Raw genomic sequence first — 15,265 nt, 5'->3', positions numbered from 1 at the left:
GCAAGGCCCTCGCCGACTGGGGAATCACTGGTGAACTCGCCGAGCGTGCCACCCTGTCGGCCAACGAACTCGTCACCAACGCCGTGAGCCACTGCCGGGTTCCGACGCCCGGGTGCGGGTCACGCTCGTGCTCTGCCGCTGCGAACTGGTCCTGGAGGTCTCCGACCCGGACCGGGACCGGCTCCCCCTGCCCCGCCGCCCCGGCCTGGACGAGGAAGGCGGCCGCGGACTGGCCCTGGTGGGCGCGCTGGCCGACGCGTGGGGGCATCGACAGGGGCCATACACCAAGACGGTCTGGACCCGCTTCACCCTCCCCTCCCGGAGACCCCCCATGTTTTGGACCACCCGTAACACAACAAAGGGAGCACCGCCGTACGCCTGGTGCCTGCCGAACCCCCATGACGCCCGCTGGCGCCGCTGGGCCAAACGCTCTCGCGCCGCCGGCCACCGACTCCCGTTCCCCCGCGACGAGGAGTGCTGGCAGACCCCGGCTCCCGTACGAACGCCCCTGTGGGAAACCTCCGATGACGTCGTACGGCTGTACGTCCTCAGACCTTGATACTCCGCCGCACCCGGGCGATCACCTGCTGTGCCTCGGCACCGAAGACGGCCGACTCCGCGAAGGTGTCCCACACGCGGCGGTAGAGAGCGATCGTTTCGGCATCGTCCAGCCAGAGTTCGGCGTGCCAGTCTTCGACCACGACCAGGCGATCATCGAGCATGGAAAAGGGGTTCCCCGGCGGGATTCGCAGTTCTGCGTCCAGCGGCAGTATGCCGAGGCGCACCGTGTCCATGCCCACAACGCCCAACAGACGGTCCAATTGAGCGACCAGCACGTCCGCCGGGCACACGCGGGCCCACAGGGCACCTTCCCACATGATCAGGTTCAGCCGTTTACTGGGCCGGTACAGCCACTCCTGCCGTTTCATGCGGGCCCGCACGGCCTCTTCCACATCCCGGGGAGAGGACCGGAGGTCCGTGTAGCGCTCGAAGACATACCGGGCGTAATCGGCCGTCTGGAGCATGCCACTGACCAAGCAGTTCTCCCACATATGCAAAACCCGGGACTCCGCAACGAGCGCATTCCAGGTCTCTTGCACAGGACGATGCCCCGCCACTAGCTGGCGTCGCCAGGAGCGGATATGGCTCTCGAAGCCCCTGAGCCGGGCTCGGAGTTCGGCGAACGCAGTGGACTGCCCTACGGCATCGGCCCATGCCCGCAGGTCGTCGTCCGTGGGGGTCTGCCTGCCGTTCTCCAGCTTGCTGACTTTCGACTGAGGCCACCCCAGCCGCTGAGCGAGCTGGCTGCCGGTGAGCCGGCCATCAGGACTTTCGATACGCAGTTCCCTGAGCCTGCGCCCAAGTTCCTCACGTGCCCTCTGATAGTCCGTGCTCACCGGTATCCGCTCTTGCCCCTATGCGTCGCTCTGCATCTCAGCCGTGAACTGCTTCCACGGTACGGCGTGGTGCCAAGCAGCATCCCGCACCATGCAGCAGCGCACCACCTCCGACGGCTCGGTGATCAAGTCCACGTGCGTGAGCTGATCGTCGTCATTGAACCGCAGGAGCGCGATGAGGCGGCTGTCGAACAGCCAGAAGTCCTCGGCGGGCAAACGAAGTCGGTCCGCGTCGGTGCGCCACATGTTGCGGATGTCCTCGCCAAGGCCCACGTTCCACCTGGCGCTGTCGAGGAGGTACCGCTGACCGGTGGTGGCGGGCTGGTCCACGACGCGTACCCGCTCGACCCGCCTGCCCTGTGCGGCGTGTGCGCGAATCGTCTCGGTCCACCAGTTGTAGAGCGAGTCCGAATCCTCGCCCTCGCCAATCGTTCCGTACTTGATGAACCGGCTCCACCGGTCGCCCTCTTCGTCACTCGCGTACCGGCGGCGCGTCTCCAGTCGCCACGCCGTGTGCTCGAACTTCTCGAACAAGCTGTTGAACTCATCCAGGTCGATCGTCCGCACCTGCCGCGTCCGCTCCTTTGGGGTCCAGTCAACCAGCAGGTCCCGCGGCACCACCACAGCAACTTCACCCTCGGAAAGGTACTGAAGCTGCGCGACGTCCTCCGAATCGGTGAGCGGCGGACCGTGGACGATCACCTCCCCGCGGTCCAGGTCCTCATGCACCGACGGGCATCCAGTGACGCCACTCCCCGTCCCGTTGAACCGCAACCTGCGCGCCATGCGCAACCACCCCCTGGGTGTCGTCGAAGCTGGTGCACACAGCATCTCGGTGCCTGATAGTGAATGGCCATGCATCCAGAGTGACCGCAGGAGAATAGTTGAGAATATTCGCCACCTTGCTCCGCGACCGCCCCCTACGGTCGCCTCACCTCCCGCCCACCCAGGGCGGCGGCGGCCGGACAGCGGCCGTGACAGCGGAGCAGGAAGGTACAGCGATGGTGAACGGAATTGACCTGTACGCGCTCGACCTCGGCGGCGCCTCGTTCCTCAGGGCGTGCGGCGGGAACACCCACCCGGACGGCGAGTCCTGCGTGACCCTCGCCCGCATCGGTGAGGACGCCTGGGCGCTCGGGGACAGCAAGCGGCCCGACGCGGAACCTCTGCGGTTCACCACGCACGAGCTGAGCGCCGCCGGTATCGACCCGGCCCGCTTCGGTCTGGCCCTCTGAGCCTCCCCACCCCCAGAAATCCAGCCGGTTCCGGAGTGATTCCCGGGGCTGTCGTCACCCCGGAATCCCCCGGAACCGGCCCGCACAGCGCACAGAAGAGGACCCGGGTGCACCACCACGCCTACCTCTGGACCGGTCCCAAGCCCCGCTTCGACGAGGAAGCCCTGCGGCGCCCGCCCCACCCCGAGCCGCCCCCGCCCACCAGCGGCCCGGAGCTGATGCAGCGGTACCGCCTCGCCACCGTCGAGTTCCCGGCCTCGGACCTGCCGCCGCTGGAGACCGCGTACTGGCTGGTCAAGCCGCGCACCCTCGTCAAGGGAACCTGGCAGGAACCGTCGGCCGCCGCCGGCTGGCTCGGGGAGCGGCTCAGCGAGTACGCGCCCCGGTTCGCCGCCGACGCCTACCGCGACCGGGGTCGCCTCACCGCCCTCCTCACCTCCGCCGCCGAGCGGCTGGCGTCAGGCGGTGATGTGTCGCTCGGGTTCTATCTCGAGCGGCCGGCGTTCCTGTCCGTGGCCGTGGTGAGCTGCGCACCCAATCGCGCACGCCCCGCCCTGCCCTGCCCACTCGGCGGCCCATAAGGGCGCGAGCACGGGTATTCTCCGTGTGTTCACTGGAATTTAACCGCGCCTCTGCGTCACACCACCGGCGGAGATCAGGATTCCATTTCCTGTCGAAATTCTGTGACAATAGCAAGACAGCGATGTCGTATCCGGTTACTTATCTTTTTCACGTCGCCACTCCCCAGCCCGCCGAACACCGGTGTACCGGGCACCCACCGCGGTGCCGCCCGGGCGTCGGCCCGTCGTGGAGCGGCATGCGAACCCTTTTCTTCTTTTTCCGCGCACGCTTCGAGGAGATTTCCCATGTCCGTGTTCGCACGCCACCGCCGCGCTCTCATGACCGCCTCGGTCCTGCTGACCGCCGTCGGCACCGCCGCCGTCCTGCCGGCGGCGACCGCCTCCGCCGCCCCCACCGTCAAAGCCGCCAAGGCCGCCAAGGCCGCTCCCAAGCCGAACCCCGCCGGCCGCTACGCGGGCAAGGCCGTCGCCATCGGCAAGGACATGGTGGCCGTCCTGCGCAACGACCCCAAGGCGGGCGGCCCGGAGGCCTGGATCCGCACCGTTCCGAAGAACTGGCGGTCGGGTGACCCGTACATGGGCCGCGTCCTGGCCGAGCTGGACCGCGGCCACCTCACGGCCACCCAGCACGGACTGTCCCTGCGGCTGGTCGACGCCAAGGGCGCCAAGCCCGCGCTCCGGGTGACCGGCGCCAAGGGCGGCCCGCACACCTACGCGCTCCCGAAGGCCGGCACCCCCGACGCACGGGGCTGCACGATCATCACGGAGCACTTCATCGGGGCCGGGACGGTCGCCGTGACGAGCAACGGGCTCAACGGTCCGTCGGCGTTCTTCAAGGACGCCGGTGACGGCACGCGCTTCGCCGGAGTCGTCAACCGCGCCCACCCGTCGCTGCCCAAGAGCGCCGGGTTCCTGGCCGAGATCGTCGACCCCAACGGCGCGGCTCCCAAGCTCCGCACCAACATGGAGGGCGGCGGCCACCCCGCGTCCACCACCCCGTTCCCGGCTCCCGGGTGCGTGAAGTAACCGCTTAGGACCACAGCGACGTCCCAACCGCGACGACGAAGGGCGCCCGGTGCCGCACCGGGCGCCCTTCCCTCACGCCGCCGTGCAGGTGAGCGCCGGCGTCGCCGCCCCGCCCGGCGCCGCCCCGAAGCCGAAGCCCGCCGAACCGCCGGCCGCCAGGCTTCCGTTGTGAGCCGCGTTCACGACCGTCACGCTCGCGCCGCTCTGGGTGTAACTCGCGTTCCACATAGACGAGATCTTCTGGGCACCGCCCCACGTCCACGTGACCTTCCAGGACTTGAGGGCGGCCGTGCCTGTGTTGGTCACCTTCACCTCGGCGTTGAAGCCGCCGCCCCAGTCGCTGCTGACGGTGTAGGACGCGCTGCACGCGGGCGCGCTGCCGCCCCCGCCGCCGTTGTCCCCGCCACCGCCGCCGCCACCGTCACCGCTCCCGCCGCCCGGGAACAGCGGCGCCTTGACGCCCTTCAGATAACCGTCCTTCACCGTGTCGACGGTCGTCCAGTCGTCCTTCAGGATGCCGCCGGTGTCACCGGAGTTGGGGTTCAGCGACCAGTAGGTCCAGTGGAAGGAGTCGGCGCCGTACGTCGAGGTCGGCCTCAGGTAGTCCGCCAGCGCGGCCAGCCACTTCTGGTCGACGGCCGACTGGAGCGTCGTGCCGAACTCGCCCACCCACACGGGAGCGATGTTCTGCTTGAAGATGTAGCCCCAGTACTTGTCCCAGACCCCCGGCATGTTGGCCGGGAAGGACGGGTCGCTGAACCAGCTCTGCTGGGCGACGCTCGTGGCATAGTCGTGGGCGGAGTAGACCACCCGGCCCGGCACGCTGAGCTGCACGGGGTACTGGGCGACGCCCATCAGGTTGCCGCCCCACCAGCCGGACACGCCGTTGTACGTCTGCACGCCCTCCACGAAGACGAGCAGGTCCGGGTTGACCGAGAGCACCGCGTTCCCGGCGCGCTGGGCCGCCAGGCGCCAGTCGGTGGCCTGGTCGCCGCAGCCCCAGCACGCCGGGTCGTGCGGCTCGTTGTGCAGGTCGATGCCGATCACCGTGTCCTGGCCCTGGTAACGGGCGGCCAGCGACTTGAGGTTGGCGATCCACGTCGATTCCGGGACGGACGCGGTGTACCAGAGCGCCGACTGCCCCGCCGAGTCCGGGCGGTGCCGGTCCAGGATGACCTTCAGCCCGTCCTGGCCCGCGTACGCGACGATCCGGTCCAGCACCTGGAGCGAGGTCAGGCCCTGGAGGTCGGCGTTCTTGCCGGCGGAGACGTCGATGCCGCTGGGCGTCGCGCCGGGCTTGAAGATGTCGTCGCTGTAGGGGATCCGGAGGGTGTTGTAGCCGAGCGACCTCACCTGGTCGATCATGCTCTTGTAGTCGCGGGTCCACAGGCCGTGGACCACCAGGTTGCTGGTCTCGAAGCCGAACCAGTTGATCCCGGCGATGCGCACCGGCTGACCGGCCGCGTCCAGGATCTGCCGGCCGCTGGTGTGCCAGTACCCGGCGCCGGGGGCGGCGGCGGCCGTGGGCGCGTCGGCCGCCTGTGCCGCGTAGGCCCCGGTCAGAGGCAGGAGGAGCGCCGCCGCAGCGGTGCACAGCGCTCTTCGGAGGGTGCGGAACATGTGTCGGTTCCTCTCGGGAGGCGCGGCAGCCGAACCTGAATGGGAGCGCTCCCAAGCGCCGCGCACCGCACAGGAAACCCAGATCAACATGAGCACGTCAAGACCTGCGGCACACCTCGGTACACACCGCTCGCCCGGCCGGCGCCCGCCCGGTCACCCCCGCCGCAGCCACCGCAGGCCCAGGAACGCCGCCACGCCGACGGCGAGGATCACGGCGCCCACCTTCAGGCTCGGGGTGCCGTCCCCGTCCCCCGGACCCTCGGAACCCGCCGTGGCCGACGGCGACCCGCCGGCCGGGCGGTCGGGGGCGTCGGCCGCCTGCACCGCGCTGTCCGCGCCCTCGCTGCCGTACATCAGCTTCGTGCCGTCGGCGGAGTACGACACGGACTCGCCCTGCCCCTGGAACGGCACGTCCAGGCGCCCCCGCCGCTCGATCCGGCCGTCGTTCCAGTCGTAGTAGACGCCCCCGAAGTAACCGCGCACGGCGAGCTGCCGGCCGTCCGGGGAGAAGGCGGCGTCGGTGGCCCACAGGTCGACGGACGCGCCCCGGCGGAAGACGTTCGCGCCGGACGTGGAGAGGGTGGCCGGGCCCTCGTACAGGTGCCCGCCCTCCTCGTTCTTGTCGATGATGTAGACCCGCCCGGTCCTGGGGTGGACGAGCAGTGACTCGGCGTCGCGCGGGCCGTCCGCGTACTTGACCACGTACTGCGTGGCCGTGACCGTCTGGTCCGTCAGCCGCTTCGGCTCGGGCAGCTTGTAGATCCACACGTACGGCCACTTGCCGCCGAAGTTGTCGCCGATGTCGCCGACGTAGATCTGGTTGTCCGGCCCGATGGAGATGGCCTCGACATCGCGCGGGGAGCCGATGCCGCGCAGGGTGATCCGGGCGACGGTCCGGCCGGTGGCGCTGTCCACGGCGTACAGATAAGGCCCGTCGTCGCTGTCGTTGTGCGTCCAGTAGACGCCTGGGTGCTGCCGGGAGGCGGCGAGCCCGCTGGACTCGGTTATCCGCGGATCCTTGATGGTGAAACCCTTGTCCCCCGTTCCCTCGGCGGTCCCGGTGGCGGAGGCGGGCAGCGCGCAGGCACCGGCGAGCAGAGCACCGGCGAGTACGGCGAACGATCGACGCATGCCCCAAGCCTGCCATTCCCCGCGGGAGTCCGGGGGAGGTGGTCGGACTCGGGGACCCCGGAGCTCCACGGGTCCCGGCCATCGTCCATCATGAGCCCATGCTCAGGTTCATGCCCGTGGGCGACTCCATGACGATCGGGAGCGCGGGCGAACACACGTGGCGTTACCGGCTGTGGCGGCACCTGTGCGAGACGTACGGCGACCCGTTCACCTTCGTCGGCCCGCGCGAGACGCTCTACGACCAGCAGGCCGGCGCCCCGACGTCTCTCGCCTACGCCGAACCCGGCTTTCCCCGCGGCCACCTGGCGGGCTGGGGCGAGGGCTGGCTGCACATGGCCCCGCTGATCGGCGAGGCGGTGCGCGTCCACCGGGCCGACGTGCTGCTGGTCTCCCTCGGCCTGATCGACCTGGGCTTCTACACCAACGCCGAGCAGACGGACGAGAACGTACGGGCGTTCGTCGCGGCCGCGCGGGAGGCACGGCCGCGGATACGGATGGCCCTGCTGCCGGTCATACCCAACGTCCGGGCCGCGTCGGACGCGCCTTTCGCCGAGCAGGTGGACCGGTTCAACGACCTGCTCGCCAAGACGGTCGCGGACCTGGACGAGGCACGGTCGCCGCTGCTGCTGGCCTCGCTGCCCGAGCGGTGGGACATCCACACCGACACCTACGACGGCACGCATCCCAACGCGAGCGGGGAGCACCGGATCGCGGAGGCGTTCGCGGGGGCGATGCGGGAGGCGTGGGGGGTCGGACAGCCGTACGAGGACTGATCACGTCGGCTGAAATCCGGCGTTCCGTGGGCGTGGTGCCCATCGTCGTACTGCCGTTGTACTGCGCGGCCGCACCTGTTCGTGGGGCGGCCGGGGAGGGGCGCCAAGCGCACCGCGGCGAACGACTACGGTCCCAAGAAGGCCGCCTGCGCCGCCGCCGAAGTCCCCCTGTACCTGATCGCCGATCCCTGCAAGGGCATGTGCCACATCCACACCCAGCCCAAGGAAGGCGACTACATCACGCGGACCAAGGTCGCCTTCGGCGAGGACGTCGACCTGACCGGCACCGTGGTCGGCCTCGTCCTCAAGACGGACGGCTTCCTCCGCGACTGACCCCGCCCCAGACGTGCGGGGCACGGTCACCCGCCGGGCCCGGAGTGACGCGGGCCACACGTCCCGTCCTGTCACATCGGCGGGGCGGGCGGCGTCTCGTGGGCGACAGGACGCCGCGCCCACGCCGTGCGCGGTACCGACACCCCGGTGAGGACGCCCCCATGACCACGGAACCCCGTATCGACCTGACGGCCAACGACCTCGGTGCCAGGCTCGGCAAGCGGTTCGCCGGCCTCAGCCTCGGGATCACGCAGTCGACGCTGCCCCGGAGCACCCAGGAGCTGGTGATGCTGCGCGCCAGCCAGATCAACGGCTGCGGTTTCTGCGCCGACCTGCACACCAAGGAGGCGACGGCGGCCGGCGAGACCGCGGCACGCCTGCACCTGGTGGCCGTCTGGCGTCACTCCACCGTGTTCACCGGGGCCGAGCGGGCCGCGCTGGCGCTCGCCGAGGAGGGCACCCGGCTCGCCGACGCCCACCAGGGCGTGTCCGACGAGACCTGGCGGCAGGTCCGCGAGCACTACGACGAGGAGCAGACCACGGCGCTCGTCCACCTGGTCGCGTTGATCAACGCGGCCAACCGGCTCGGCGTGATCACGCGCAACCCCGGCGGCTCGTACGAGCCCGGCATGTTCGCCCGGCTGTCGAGCTGACCGGACCGCGCGCCCGGTTCGGGCGCGCGCGACGGCAGGGCCTTGCCTAGAGCGCACTCCAGGCCGTTGTCTAGTGGACCATGGAGTACACGCAGCTCGGACGCACGGGACTCAAGGTCAGCCGGCTCGTCCTCGGGACGATGAACTTCGGTCCGCAGACCGACGAAGCCGACAGCCACGCGATCATGGACGCGGCGCTGGACGCGGGCATCAACTTCTTCGACACCGCCAATGTGTACGGCTGGGGCGAGAACAAGGGCCGGACCGAGTCCATCATCGGCAACTGGTTCGCCAAGGGCGGCGGCCGGCGCGAGAAGACCGTCATCGCCACCAAGGTCTACGGCAACATGGACCCGGACGGCGCGGACGTGTGGCCCAACCACGACAAGCTCTCGGCGCTGAACATCCGGCGCGCGGTGGACGCCAGCCTGAAGCGCCTGGGGACCGACTACATCGACCTCTACCAGTTCCACCACATCGACCGCAGCACGCCGTTCGAGGAGATCTGGCAGGCGATCGACGTCCTCGTCCAGCAGGGCAAGATCCTGTACGTCGGCTCGAGCAACTTCCCCGGCTACAAGATCGCCCAGGCCAACGAGGCCGCCGCCCGCCGCGCCGGCACCATCGGGCTGGTCAGCGAGCAGTGCCTCTACAACCTGGCCGAGCGGCGCGCCGAGATGGAGGTCATCCCGGCCGCGCAGGACTACGGCCTCGGGGTCATCCCGTGGTCGCCGCTGCACGGCGGTCTGCTCGGCGGGATCATCAAGAAGGAGGTCCAGGGCGGTCGCCGCGCCTCCGGCCGGGCCGCGGACACCCTGAAGGACCCGGCGGCCCGCGCGCAGATCCAGGCCTACGAGGACCTGCTCGACAAGCACGGGCTGGAGCCCGGTGAGGTGGCCCTGGCCTGGCTGCTCACCCGTCCCGGCATCACCGGCCCGATCGTCGGCCCGCGCACCGCGGCGCAGCTGGAGTCCGCGCTGCGCGCCGTCGAGCTGGAGCTCGGCGACGACCTGCTGACCGCCCTCGACGAGATCTTCCCGGGCCCGGGCCCGTCCCCTGAGGCCTTCGCCTGGTAGGACGCCCTGAAGGCGCGGGGAACCACGCGGCCGATCACATCCGGCCAGTGACCGGGAAACGGCCCCACGGTTCCCCGCCCCTCTCCCCCCACGCCCGCCAAAGGCGCCCCACAAGGGGCGCGGAGAACTGCGCGACCAGCCACAACCGCCCCGCAGCCGGAGAACGGTCCGCCGTCCCCGTCCCCGTCCCCGTCGGCGACGGTCCGCCGCCCCGTCGGCGTACGGCTACCGCATGGCCGACGCCACAGCCACCACCACGAACATCAACACAAGCGCACCGGCCATGATCCGGTTCCGGGTTTTCGGGTCCACGTATTCGAGACTAACCGCCCCCGCCCAGCGCCCACCGCCCGACCACCTCGTACCGCGGCTGCTCCCCCGGTACCCCGGCCACGGGCAGCCGGCTGCGCATCAGCACCAGGTCGGCCACCGTCCACGCCTCGCCGGCGAACTCCGCGAGCGCGGTGACGTACGGCCGCACGTCCAGCTCGGGCCGGCCGCGGGCCAGTGTCAGGTGGGCCTGGTAGCGCCGGGGCTCCCCCATCGGCAGCCCCTCCTTCCGGCCCGCCGCCTCCGCGCGCCCGGCCAGCAGCCGCAGCTCCGCCACATCCCCCCGGGCGCCCGTCCACAGCGCGCGGCCCCGGCCGAACTGGCCGCCGCCCGCGAGGGCGAGGGTGAACGGCGCCGCCCGGCGGGCCGCGCGGGCCAGCCGGTCCGCCAGCGCGGGTACGACGTCGTCGGGGACCTCGCCGTAGAAGGCGAGCGTGAAGTGCCAGCCGGGGCGGCCCGTCCAGCGCAGCCGGCCGGCGCCCGGGAGCTGCCGCAACCGGTCCGCCTCGGCGGCGAGTTCGTCCGCGATGTGCTCCGGGGGCAGTACGGCGGCGAAGAGTCTCATGGCCCTCACGATCCCAGACCCCGGCGGGCATGATGGGTCGATGACGATCACCATCCGAGAAGGCGGCCCCGACGATCTGCCCGCGATACTCCGCATGCTCGACAGCAGCGTGGAGTGGCTGGTCTCACAGGGCCGTACCCGCCAGTGGGGCACCGAGCCGCTGTCGGGGACCCGGACCGCCGAGGCCGTCGAGCGGACCATGGCCCAGGGCACCACGTACCTCGCCGAGGTCGACGGGGAGCCGGCGGCCACCCTCACCCTCACGGACGGGCCCGGCGCCTATCTGTCCCACCTGCCGGCGCCCGGCGAGCCCGAGCGGTACATCCACTGGTTCGCCTCCGACCGCCGTTTCCGGGGCCGGGGCGTGGGCAGCGCGCTGCTCGCGCACGCCGCCGAGGTGACCCGGCGGGCGGGCGTGGGCCTGCTGCGGGTGGACTGCTACGCCGGTGACGACCGCAAGCTGGTCGCCTACTACGAGGCCAACGGCTTCACCCCGACGCACCCCTACACCCACGGTCCGGACGCCTGGCCGGGACAGGTGCTGGCCCGGAGGGTCGACTAGACCCTCCGGGACCCATGGACCGGACCCATGGACCGGACCCATGGACCGGACCCATGGACCGGACCCGCGGACCGCCGGCTGCCTACGCGGCCGTGGCGAGCCGCTCCCGCTCGCGCGGGACGAAGCGGACGCTCGGGTGGCCGTGGTGCCAGCCCACCGCCAGCCGCAGGCCGCCGACGCGGGCCAGGACCAGGCCGATCGCGCCGGCCGCGAGGGCCGACACCACACCGCCGGCGGCGAAGCCGATCCGGGGGCCGTAGGTGTCGGTGATCCAGCCGACCACCGGCGCGCCCAGCGGCGTACCGCCCATGAACACCATCATGAACAGGGCCATCACCCGGCCGCGCATGGCCGGGTCGGTGCCCATCTGCACGGCCGTGTTCGCGGTGACGTTCACCGTCAGGCCGAACACCCCGATCGGCACCATGAGCAGCGCGAACAACCAGTACGACGGCGCGACCGAGGCGACGGTCTCCAGCGTGCCGAAGGCCAGCGCGGCGGCGATCAGCAGGCGCAGCCGGGCCGTGCCGCGCCGGGCGGCCAGCAGGGCGCCGACCAGGGAGCCGACGGCCATCAGGGTGTTGAAGAGGCTGTAGGCGCCGGCGCCGGCGTGGAATGCGTCGTCCGCGTAGGCGGTCAGCCACACCGGGAAGTTGAAGCCGAAGGTGCCGATGAAGCCGACCAGGACGATGGGCCAGATCAGCTCCGGCCGCTTGGCCACGTAGCTGAGGCCCTCGCGCAGCTGGCCCTTGCCGCGCGGGGTGCGCTCGATCACGTGGAGTTCGCGGGCGCGCATCAGCAGCAGACTGGCGATCGGCGCGGCGAAGGACAGGCCGTTGGCGAGGAACGCCCAGCCGGTGCCCACGCCGGTGATCATCAGGCCGGCCACGGCGGGGCCGACGAGCCGGGCGGACTGGAAGTTCGCCGAGTTCAGGCTGACCGCGTTCTGGAGCTGGCCGGGGCCGACCATCTCGGAGACGAAGGACTGGCGGGCCGGATTGTCCACCACCGTGGCGAGGCCGACGGCGAAGGCGGCGACGTAGACGTGCCACACCTGGACCTGTCCGGAGAGGGTCAGCGCGGCGAGCGCGAGCCCGGTGACGGCCATCGCGGACTGGGTGACCAGCAGGGTGGGCCGCTTGGGCAGGCGGTCCACGAGGACCCCGCCGTACAGGCCGAACAGGAGCATCGGCAGGAACTGCAGGGCCGTGGTGATGCCGACGGCGGCCGAGGATCCGGTGAGGCTGAGGACCAGCCAGTCCTGGGCGATGCGCTGCATCCAGGTGCCGGTGTTGGAGACGACCTGGCCGGCGAAGAACAGGCGGTAGTTCCGGATCCTCAGGGAGCTGAACATCGAGGACTTGCGGGAAGCGGGTGTGGGGGTGGCAGGGGTCGGTGCGGGGGCGGAAGGTATTCCGGATCCCGTACTCAAAAGGGTTCGCCTCCTCGACTGGTGCGCTTACAGGTGTGCGAGTTTCTCCAGGACGGGGGCGGCGGCGCGCAGGGCGGCCCACTCGTCCTCGTCCAGGCCCTCGGCCAGGCCGGCCAGGAAGGCGTTGCGCTTGCGGCGGCTCTCCTCGAGCATCGCCTCCGCCTGTTCGGTCTGGGTGACCACCTTCTGGCGCCGGTCCTCGGGGTGCGGCTCCAGCCGGACCAGCCCCTTGGCCTCGAGCAGCGCGACGATGCGGGTCATCGACGGCGGCTGGACGTGCTCCTTGCGGGCCAGTTCGCCCGGGGTGGCCGAGCCGCAGCGGGCGAGGGTGCCGAGCACCGACATCTCGGTGGGGCTCAGCGACTCGTCCACCCGCTGGTGCTTGAGCCGACGGGACAGCCGCATCACGGCGGAGCGGAGAGAGTTCACGGCGGCAGCGTCGTCGCCATGGGTAAGGTCCGGCATGTTCTTTAGCGTAACTCATTACTCTGACTAAAGACCACCGGAGGGGGCCGTACCGCCCGTGACGCCCGCCACTGCGCCGGCGCCCGGCGGAACCCGTGGGAACTCCTCGGGAAAAGGAACGAGCGCCCGGGACCAGGTCTCCGGGCGCTCGTTCGGGGCGGTCTCCGCGCGGGATCAGGTGAGGCCGAGGGCCGGCATCAGGTAGTAGAAGGCGAAGACGGCCGAGACGACGTACATCGCCGGCGGGATCTCCCGGGCCCGCCCGGCGGCCAGGCGCAGCACGGTGAAGGTGATGAAGCCCATGCCGATGCCGTTGGTGATCGAGTAGGTGAACGGCATCATCAGCATCGTCACGAAGGCCGGCATGGCGATGGTGTAGTCCGCCCAGTCGATCTCCTTGATGGAGTTCGACAGGATCAGGAAGCCCACCGCGAGCAGCGCCGGGGTGGCCGCCTGGGAGGGGACCATCGTGGCGATCGGCGTGAGGAACAGCGCGACGGCGAAGAGGCCGCCCGTGACGATGTTCGCGAGACCGGTGCGGGCTCCCTCGCCGACGCCCGCCGTGGACTCCACGAAGGCGGTGGTGGCCGAGGCGGAGCTGGCGCCGCCCGCCGCGACGGCGAGGCCGTCCACGAAGAGGACCTTGTTGATGCCCGGCATGTAGCCCTCGGCGTCGGTCAGCTTGGCCTCGTCGCTGATGCCCATGATCGTGCCCATCGCGTCGAAGAAGCACGACAGCAGGACCGTGAAGACGAACAGGATGCCGGTCAGGATGCCGACCTTGTGGAAGCCGCCGAACAGGCTGACCTGGCCGACCAGGCCGAGGTCGGGGGTGGAGACGGGGTTGCCCGGCCACTTCGGGACCGTCAGGCCCCAGGACGGGACGGTGGCCACCGCGTTGATGATCATCGCGACCACGGTCATGCCGATGATCGAGACGAGGATCGCGCCCGGCACCTTGCGGACGATCAGCGCGAAGGTGAGCAGCGCGCCGAGGACGAAGACCAGCACCGGCCAGCCGGTGAGGTGACCGCCGGTGCCCAGCTGGAGCGGGACGGTGGTCTGGGCAGCGTCCGGCATCCGGGTGACGAACCCGGAGTCCACCAGGCCGATCAGCATGATGAACAGGCCGATACCGATGGAGATCGCCTTGCGCAGGCCGAACGGCACGGCGTTCATCACGCGCTCGCGCAGCCCCGTGGCGACCAGCAGCATGACCACGAAACCGGCCAGGACCACCATGCCCATGGCGTCCGGCCAGGTCATGCGCGGCGCGAGCTGGAGGGCGACGACCGAGTTCACGCCGAGGCCGGCGGCGAGCGCGATCGGCACGTTGCCGATGACGCCCATCAGCAGCGTGGTGAAGGCGGCGGACAGGGTCGTCGCCGTCACCAGCTGGCCGTTGTCCAGGTGGTGCCCGTACATGTCCTTCGCGCTGCCGAGGATGATCGGGTTCAGCACGATGATGTACGCCATCGCGAAGAAGGTGGCGAGACCGCCCCGGACCTCACGGGCGACGGAGCTGCCGCGCTCGGAGATCCGGAAGTAGCGGTCGAGGAAACCGAAGGCGGGAGGGCCGCCCGGCGTTCCGGGGGTGGGGACCTTGGCAGGTGCCGAGGTGGACATGCGTGACCTCATCACCAACAGGGTTCCCCCGAGCCCCATTGGAGTTTCATACGAGCGGAAACGGCCAAAGACAAACGGCTCCAGTATGAACGTATGAGTCATAGATCGCTATCTCCGCGCGTAGACAGCGGAGCCGCATAAGCTGTGCGCATGGCTAAGTGGACCCCCAAGCACGAGGCGCCGGAGCCCCTGGAGGGCCCCGTGGTCGCCACCATCACCGGCGGCACGATCGTGTGGTTCGTCCTCTTCCTGGTCCAGCTGCCGTTCTACGGCTGGTTCGACGAGCACGGCCACACCTGGTGGCTGTGGACCTGCCTGGCCGGGGGCGGCCTGGGGCTGATCGGCGTCTGGTACGTCCGCAAGCGGGACGCGGCGATCAAGCGGGCCGCCGCGCCGGCGTCCCCCGCCGGGTCGTAGGCGCCCCCCGCCGGGTCGTAGGCGCCGCCGGCGGCGGACGGCG

General features: G+C 70.6%; 17 protein-coding genes and 1 pseudogene. 10 read left to right on the top strand and 8 right to left on the bottom strand.

Features of this window, described 5'->3' with window-relative positions; translation table 11 throughout:
* Window positions 1-112: 112 nt before the first annotated feature.
* Window positions 113-559: an ATP-binding protein gene (locus AB0E62_RS07565; RefSeq protein ID WP_362189532.1), complete on the top strand. Its 447-nt coding sequence runs from the start codon at window positions 113-115 to the stop codon at window positions 557-559.
* Here the strand turns inward: AB0E62_RS07565 and AB0E62_RS07560 are convergent.
* Both AB0E62_RS07560 and AB0E62_RS07555 read right to left on the bottom strand, forming a co-directional pair.
* Window positions 549-1,397: a helix-turn-helix transcriptional regulator gene (locus tag AB0E62_RS07560; protein WP_362189529.1), complete on the bottom strand. Its 849-nt coding sequence runs from the start codon at window positions 1,395-1,397 to the stop codon at window positions 549-551. The two genes, AB0E62_RS07565 and AB0E62_RS07560, sit on opposite strands and share 11 nt — an antisense overlap.
* Before the next feature lie 18 nt (window positions 1,398-1,415).
* Entirely contained in the window at window positions 1,416-2,183 is a 768-nt protein-coding gene (locus AB0E62_RS07555) for a DUF6879 family protein (protein WP_362189526.1), read from the bottom strand.
* A gap of 215 nt (window positions 2,184-2,398) precedes the next feature.
* Between AB0E62_RS07555 and AB0E62_RS07550 the strand changes: the two genes are divergently transcribed.
* The 3 genes from AB0E62_RS07550 (at window position 2,399) to AB0E62_RS07540 (ending at window position 4,239) form a co-directional block, all read left to right on the top strand.
* On the top strand, window positions 2,399-2,632 hold the full coding sequence (locus tag AB0E62_RS07550) for a DUF397 domain-containing protein (RefSeq protein WP_362189523.1): 234 nt from the start codon (window positions 2,399-2,401) through the stop codon (window positions 2,630-2,632).
* Between the two features lie 107 nt (window positions 2,633-2,739).
* Window positions 2,740-3,213, top strand: a complete 474-nt coding sequence (locus AB0E62_RS07545) for a hypothetical protein (RefSeq protein WP_362189520.1) — start codon at window positions 2,740-2,742, stop codon at window positions 3,211-3,213.
* A gap of 285 nt (window positions 3,214-3,498) precedes the next feature.
* Window positions 3,499-4,239, top strand: a complete 741-nt coding sequence (locus tag AB0E62_RS07540; RefSeq protein WP_362189517.1) for a hypothetical protein — start codon at window positions 3,499-3,501, stop codon at window positions 4,237-4,239.
* 72 nt (window positions 4,240-4,311) lie between these two features.
* Here the strand turns inward: AB0E62_RS07540 and AB0E62_RS07535 are convergent, their stop codons facing one another.
* Window positions 4,312-5,859 carry a cellulase family glycosylhydrolase gene (locus AB0E62_RS07535; RefSeq protein WP_362189514.1) on the bottom strand — a complete coding sequence of 516 codons (1,548 nt, stop codon included), beginning with the start codon at window positions 5,857-5,859 and terminating at the stop codon, window positions 4,312-4,314.
* A 153-nt stretch (window positions 5,860-6,012) separates the two neighbouring features.
* The gene (locus tag AB0E62_RS07530; RefSeq protein ID WP_362189512.1) at window positions 6,013-6,990 is read right to left on the bottom strand and encodes a WD40 repeat domain-containing protein; all 978 of its coding nucleotides are present in this window, start codon (window positions 6,988-6,990) and stop codon (window positions 6,013-6,015) included.
* Between the two features lie 98 nt (window positions 6,991-7,088).
* Here AB0E62_RS07530 and AB0E62_RS07525 point away from each other — a divergent pair, with 98 nt between their 5' ends.
* The 4 genes and pseudogenes from AB0E62_RS07525 (at window position 7,089) to AB0E62_RS07510 (ending at window position 9,825) form a co-directional block, all read left to right on the top strand.
* A complete protein-coding gene (locus tag AB0E62_RS07525) occupies window positions 7,089-7,763 on the top strand; it encodes a GDSL-type esterase/lipase family protein (protein WP_362189510.1) in 675 nt (224 codons plus the stop codon).
* A 102-nt stretch (window positions 7,764-7,865) separates the two neighbouring features.
* Window positions 7,866-8,096 (top strand): annotated as a pseudogene (locus tag AB0E62_RS07520) (Uma2 family endonuclease); the annotation flags it as partial.
* A gap of 161 nt (window positions 8,097-8,257) precedes the next feature.
* Window positions 8,258-8,749 carry a carboxymuconolactone decarboxylase family protein gene (locus AB0E62_RS07515; protein WP_362189509.1) on the top strand — a complete coding sequence of 164 codons (492 nt, stop codon included), beginning with the start codon at window positions 8,258-8,260 and terminating at the stop codon, window positions 8,747-8,749.
* 80 nt (window positions 8,750-8,829) lie between these two features.
* Window positions 8,830-9,825 (top strand): aldo/keto reductase, encoded by a 996-nt coding sequence (locus AB0E62_RS07510; protein WP_362189508.1) that lies wholly within the window; start codon window positions 8,830-8,832, stop codon window positions 9,823-9,825.
* A gap of 322 nt (window positions 9,826-10,147) precedes the next feature.
* Here the strand turns inward: AB0E62_RS07510 and thpR are convergent, their stop codons facing one another.
* Complete coding sequence (thpR, locus tag AB0E62_RS07505; protein ID WP_362189507.1) at window positions 10,148-10,720, bottom strand: RNA 2',3'-cyclic phosphodiesterase; 573 nt, start codon at window positions 10,718-10,720, stop codon at window positions 10,148-10,150.
* Between the two features lie 40 nt (window positions 10,721-10,760).
* Between thpR and AB0E62_RS07500 the strand changes: the two genes are divergently transcribed.
* Window positions 10,761-11,282 carry a GNAT family N-acetyltransferase gene (locus AB0E62_RS07500; protein ID WP_362189504.1) on the top strand — a complete coding sequence of 174 codons (522 nt, stop codon included), beginning with the start codon at window positions 10,761-10,763 and terminating at the stop codon, window positions 11,280-11,282.
* 82 nt (window positions 11,283-11,364) lie between these two features.
* On the opposite strand, the gene AB0E62_RS07495 is transcribed toward AB0E62_RS07500, so the two are convergent.
* From AB0E62_RS07495 to AB0E62_RS07485, 3 genes are all read right to left on the bottom strand, one after another.
* Window positions 11,365-12,636: an MFS transporter gene (locus tag AB0E62_RS07495; RefSeq protein ID WP_362189501.1), complete on the bottom strand. Its 1,272-nt coding sequence runs from the start codon at window positions 12,634-12,636 to the stop codon at window positions 11,365-11,367.
* A gap of 105 nt (window positions 12,637-12,741) precedes the next feature.
* A complete protein-coding gene (locus tag AB0E62_RS07490; RefSeq protein ID WP_362189498.1) occupies window positions 12,742-13,179 on the bottom strand; it encodes a MarR family transcriptional regulator in 438 nt (145 codons plus the stop codon).
* A 174-nt stretch (window positions 13,180-13,353) separates the two neighbouring features.
* Window positions 13,354-14,805, bottom strand: coding sequence for an NCS2 family permease (locus tag AB0E62_RS07485; protein ID WP_362189495.1), 1,452 nt, complete (start codon window positions 14,803-14,805; stop codon window positions 13,354-13,356).
* Window positions 14,806-14,955: 150 nt separating this feature from the next.
* On the opposite strand from AB0E62_RS07485, the gene AB0E62_RS07480 reads away from it, so the two are divergent.
* Window positions 14,956-15,222: a DUF2530 domain-containing protein gene (locus AB0E62_RS07480; RefSeq protein WP_362189492.1), complete on the top strand. Its 267-nt coding sequence runs from the start codon at window positions 14,956-14,958 to the stop codon at window positions 15,220-15,222.
* The last annotated feature ends 43 nt before the right edge of the window (window positions 15,223-15,265 follow it).

Origin of the sequence: Streptomyces sp. NPDC038707 (assembly GCF_040636485.1) — a bacterium.
Lineage (GTDB): Bacteria > Actinomycetota > Actinomycetes > Streptomycetales > Streptomycetaceae > Streptomyces.
Note: the sequence above shows the minus strand (reverse complement) of the source record. Positions and strands in the feature narration are given on the sequence as shown.